This is a genomic window from Microbacterium sp. CPCC 204701, from assembly GCF_004010105.1.
Taxonomy (GTDB): Bacteria; Actinomycetota; Actinomycetes; order Actinomycetales; family Microbacteriaceae; genus Microbacterium.
Window position 1 is genome coordinate 1 of sequence record NZ_RRYE01000214.1, and the last position, 5,269, is coordinate 5,269.

The window sequence follows — 5,269 nt, forward strand, 5'->3', positions numbered from 1 at the left end:
GTCGAGCGCCGGCGTGCGGCGGGCCGGCCTCCCGCGATCCTGCTCGTCGCCCCGACCGGTCGCCGGGCGGAGTCGCTCGGCCCCGCCCTCGGGGCACTGCTGCCCGGCGCCGAAGTGCTGCACTTCCCGGCCTGGGAGACCCTGCCACACGAGCGCCTCAGCCCGAGCGCCGAGACCGTCGGCGCCCGGCTCGACATCCTTGCCCGCGTCGCCCGCTGGGACTCCCGGACCCCCCTTGTCATCACGGCGTCGGTGCGCGGCGCCATCCAGCCCCTCGCGGCCGGCCTCACCGACGTCCCGCCCATCGCGCTCGCGGTGGGGGAGCGCGGCCACGACCTCGGCGACGTCTCGGCGCGGCTCGTCGAACTGGCCTACCACCGGGTCGACATGGTGTCGCGGCGCGGCGAGTTCGCGCTGCGCGGCGGCATCCTCGATGTCTTCCCGCCCACCGCACCGCACCCGTACCGAGTCGAGTTCTTCGGCGACGAGGTCGATCAGATCCGCGCGTTCTCGGTGGCCGATCAGCGCTCGCTCCCGGACGACGTGCCGTCCGTGACGCTGCTTCCCAGCCGCGAGCTGCTGCTGACCGACGCGGTGCGCGGGCGGGCGCGGCAGCTGCGCGACGAGTTCCCGGGGCTCACCGGCATGCTCGAGAAGATGGCCGAGGGCATCCCGGTCGAGGGCATGGAGTCGCTGCTGCCGGTGGTCGTCGACCGCCTGGTGACCCTCGTCGACTACCTGCCCGAAGGCGCCGCCGTCGCCCTCGTCGAGCCTGAGCGAGCGGTGACGCGGGCGCTCACGCTCGGCGAGACGAACCGCGAGTTCCTCGATGCCGCGTGGAGCGCCGCGACGGCGGGCGCCAAGACCCCCGTCGACCTGGGCGCGGGCGACTTCCTGACTCTTCCGGCTCTGCGCGAGGCGGCCCACGACCGCGCCGGCGTCTGGTGGACGCTCAGCTCGTTCGACTCCGGACAGGCGGATGCCGCCGCCGAGGGCCTGCTCGACACCGCGGACGCCATCGATGTCGCGCTCGAGGCGGCCGCGGCGATTCGCGTGCCGGGAAGGGCGGTGCCGTCGTTCCACGGCAACGTCGAGGGCGCCACCGAACACGTCGGCGCGCTCCTGGCCGACGGCTGGCGCGTCGTGGTCGCGGCATCCGGTGCCGGTCTCGTCGAACGGGCGCGCGACGTGCTCGCCGAGCGCGGCATCGCCGCCCGCAAGGTCGACGAGGTGCGGCACGCCCCCGAGTCCGGCGTCGCCCACGTCGTGCTGTCCGAGCTCGAGCGCGGCTTCGAGGTGCCGGACGCGCGGCTCGCGGTGCTCACCGAGTCCGAGTTCTACGGCCGCACCATCGGCGGTGACCAGCGGGTCGTGAAGAAGCTGGCCTCGCGGCGCAAGGCGGTCGTCGACCCGCTGCAGCTGAAGACCGGCGACTACGTCGTGCACGCGACGCACGGCATCGGCAAGTTCGTCGAACTGACGCAGCGCGAGGTCTCGACGGGCGGGCGCAACGCGATCAAGAGCGTGCGCGAGTACCTCGTGCTCGAGTACGCGCCGTCCAAGCGGGGTTATCCCGGCGACAAGCTGTTCGTGCCGACCGACCAGCTCGACCTGCTGTCGCGCTACGTGGGCGGCGAGGCTCCGGCTCTGTCGAAGATGGGCGGCAGCGACTGGGCGCAGGCCAAGAGCAGGGCGCGCAGGGCGGTGCGCGACATCGCGGTGGAGCTCGTCAAGCTGTACTCGGCGCGCATGGCGGCGAAGGGCCACGCGTTCGGACCCGACACGCCCTGGCAGCGCGAGCTCGAAGAGGCGTTCCCGTTCGCCGAGACGCCCGACCAGCTGCAGACGATCGACGAGATCAAGGCCGACATGGAGAAGCCGATTCCGATGGACCGGCTTCTTTCGGGCGACGTCGGCTTCGGCAAGACCGAGGTCGCGGTGCGCGCGGCCTTCAAGGCGATCCAGGACGGCAAGCAGGTCGCGATGCTCGTGCCGACGACGCTGCTGGTCAAGCAGCATCTCGAGACGTTCGCCGAGCGCTTCGCCGGATTCCCGGTCAAGGTCAAGGCGCTCTCGCGGTTCCAGACCGACAAGCAGGCGCGCGAAGTCGTGGCAGGGCTCGCCGACGGCACGGTCGACATGGTGATCGGCACCCACCGCATACTCACTGAGAAGATCCACTTCAAGGATCTCGGGCTCATGATCATCGACGAGGAGCAGCGCTTCGGCGTCGAGCACAAGGACCAGCTGAAGAAGCTCAAGACCAACGTCGACATCCTGGCGATGAGCGCGACCCCGATTCCGCGCACGCTCGAGATGGCGGTCACCGGCATCCGCGAGATGTCGACGCTTCAGACGCCGCCCGAAGACCGGCATCCGATCCTCACGTACGTCGGAGCCCGCAACGACAAGCAGATCGCGGCCGCGATCCGGCGCGAGCTGCTGCGCGAGGGCCAGGTGTTCTTCGTGCACAACCGGGTGTCGTCGATCCAGCGCGTGGCCTCCCAGCTCGCCGAGCTGGTGCCCGAGGCGCGCATCGCCGTCGCCCACGGCCAGATGGGCGAGCACGCGCTCGAGGAGGTCGTCGACGCGTTCTGGGAGCGCCGCTTCGACGTGCTCGTCTGCACCACGATCGTCGAGACGGGGCTCGACATCTCCAACGCCAACACGATCATCATCGACCGCGCCGACAAGTACGGCCTCTCGCAGCTCCACCAGCTGCGCGGCCGCGTGGGGCGTGCGCGCGAGCGCGCCTACGCGTACTTCCTCTACGACGAGCAGAAGCCGCTCAGCGAGACGGCGGCGGACCGGCTCGAGACGATCGCGGTGAACAACGACCTGGGGTCGGGCATGCAGGTGGCGCTCAAGGATCTCGAGATCCGCGGCGCCGGAAACCTCCTCGGGGCCGAGCAGGCTGGTCACATCGCGGGCGTCGGCTTCGATCTCTACCTGCGGATGATCGGCGAGGCCGTCGCGACGTTCCGCGGTGAAGAGACCGAGGGCCCGACCGAGCTGCGGCTCGAGCTGCCTGTGCGTGCCCGGATCCCCGAGTCGTACATCGACAGCGAGCGGCTGCGCCTCGAGGCGTACCAGAAGCTCTCGGCCGCGGCATCAGTCGCCGCCAAAGACGACGCGATCGACCTCGTGGTCGACGAGCTCACCGACCGCTACGGCGAGCCGCCCGCCGAGGTCGAGGGCCTGCTCACCGTCGCACGGCTGCGGCGCCGGGCTGGCCAGGCGGGGCTCGCCGACGTCGTCGCGATGGGTCCGAACCTGCGCCTGGCTCCGGCGAACCTGCCCGACTCGATGCGGGTCCGCCTGCAGCGGCTCTACCCCAAGGCGAAGCTGCTGTCAGGCGGCGAGGCCCTCGTGGTGCCGCTGCCGACCGCGGGCGGCGAGCCGATGGCGGATGCCGACCTCATCGCCTGGGTCGCGCAGCTGCTCGACCAGCTGTGGCCGCACAAGAGCGAGACGGATGCCGCAGCCTCGGCGTGACCGCCGGTGGCAGCCGGTCGGTTCCGACGAGGTCGGGGCCGACGAACGCACGGAGCTCGCCGACCTCGGATGACGCTAGATCACGCCCTGCGCGAGCATGGCGTGCGCCACGCGCTCGAAGCCCGCGGAGTTCGCGCCGACGACGTAGTCGCCGGGTCGGCCGTAGCGGGCGGCGGCGTCGAAGGCCGCATCGTGCACGGCCTTCATGATCGCGCGCAGCTTCGTCTCGCTGTCGTCGAAGCTCCAGCGCTGGCGGGCGGCGTTCTGACTCATCTCGAGCGCGGACGTCGCGACGCCCCCGGCGTTGGCGGCCTTCCCCGGACCGAACAGCACGTCGGCCGCCTGGAACGCCGCGACGGCGCCGGGCGTCGACGGCATGTTGGCGCCCTCGGCGACGGCGCGGACGCCGTTCGCGATCAGAGTGCGTGCATCGCCTTCGCCGAGCTCGTTCTGGGTCGCCGAGGGGATCGCGATGTCGACCGGCACCTGCCAGGGCCGGGATCCTTCGACGAATCGGGCGGTGGGTCGCCTGGCGGCGTACTCGGAGATGCGGGAGCGCTCGCGCTCCTTGATGTCGCGGAGCAGATCGACGTCGATGCCGGCCTCGTCGACGACGTACCCGGACGAGTCCGAGGCCGTCACCGGTGTCGCGCCGAGCTGCCACGCCTTCTTGATCGCGTAGATGGCGACGTTGCCGGACCCCGAGACGGCCACGCGCGCTCCCTCGAGCGACGCGCCCCGCATCGCGAGCATCTCCTGAGCGAAGAAGACCGCCCCGTAGCCGGTCGCCTCGGTGCGCACCTCCGCCCCACCCCACTGCACGCCCTTGCCCGTGAACATGCCCGACTCGTGGCGGTTCGTGATCTTGCGGTATTGGCCGAACAGGTATCCGATCTCGCGTGCACCCACGCCGATATCGCCGGCGGGCACGTCGGTGTGCTCGCCCAGGTGCCGGTAGAGCTCGTTCATGAACGACTGGCAGAACCGCATGATCTCGGCATCGGATCGGCCGTGCGGGTCGAAGTCGCTGCCACCCTTGGCGCCGCCGATGCCCTGGCCGGTGAGGGCGTTCTTGAAGATCTGCTCGAACCCGAGGAACTTGATGATCGAGAGGTTCACGCTCGGGTGGAACCGCAGCCCGCCCTTGTACGGGCCGAGAACCGACGAGAATTGCACGCGGAAGCCGCGGCTCACCTGCAGGCGACCCCGGTCGTCGATCCACGGCACGCGGAAGAGGATCTGACGCTCGGGCTCGACGAGACGCTCGACGATGCCGCCGTCGACGAACTCGGGATGCGCTTCGAGCACCGGCGCGATCGACTCGAGCACTTCGTGCACGGCCTGCTGGAACTCGGGTTCGTGCGGATCGCGCGCCTGCACGGTGGCGTAGACGTCGCGGACGACGGCGGGCACGGCGGAGAGGGTCTCGGTCACGGTGGTGCTTTCTGGCCGGAGCAACTGCGGTCCCGTGCCGATCAGGGCTGCCCGCGGGTTCGCGGGCATGCGGGCAGCGACGCGGATTGTGCGCGGCGGCCCGGGCTGCGCGGTGGAGGCGCGCCGACAGGGACGGGAGCCACCAGCGTAGCGCGGTCCGCGTGCCGACGGACGTCGGGCCGCGCTACGCTGGCGCGCACGAGGAGAACCGATGCGCTTCGAGCACCTCGGGGCCAAGCCCCGCATCCATCCCGACGCGGTCGTCGCGGCGACGGCTGTCATCAGCGGCGACGTCCAGATCGGCGCCGACTGCCAGATCCTGCACGGGGCGGTGATCACC

Annotated in this window: 2 protein-coding genes and 1 pseudogene; 2 read left to right on the forward strand and 1 reads right to left on the reverse strand. The window is 71.1% G+C overall.

Going from position 1 to position 5,269, the window contains the following annotated elements; genetic code table 11:
- Positions 1 to 3,495 (forward strand): transcription-repair coupling factor (gene mfd, locus EIO58_RS12140; RefSeq protein ID WP_127819763.1); only part of this gene is annotated, 3,495 nt, incomplete at its 5' end.
- Positions 3,496 to 3,570: 75 nt separating this feature from the next.
- Here mfd and gdhA read toward each other — a convergent pair.
- Positions 3,571 to 4,929, reverse strand: a complete 1,359-nt coding sequence (gdhA, locus tag EIO58_RS12145) for an NADP-specific glutamate dehydrogenase (RefSeq protein ID WP_446723922.1) — start codon at positions 4,927 to 4,929, stop codon at positions 3,571 to 3,573.
- A 211-nt stretch (positions 4,930 to 5,140) separates the two neighbouring features.
- Between gdhA and EIO58_RS12150 the strand changes: the two are divergent.
- Positions 5,141 to 5,269: pseudogene (locus EIO58_RS12150) on the forward strand (gamma carbonic anhydrase family protein); the annotation flags it as partial.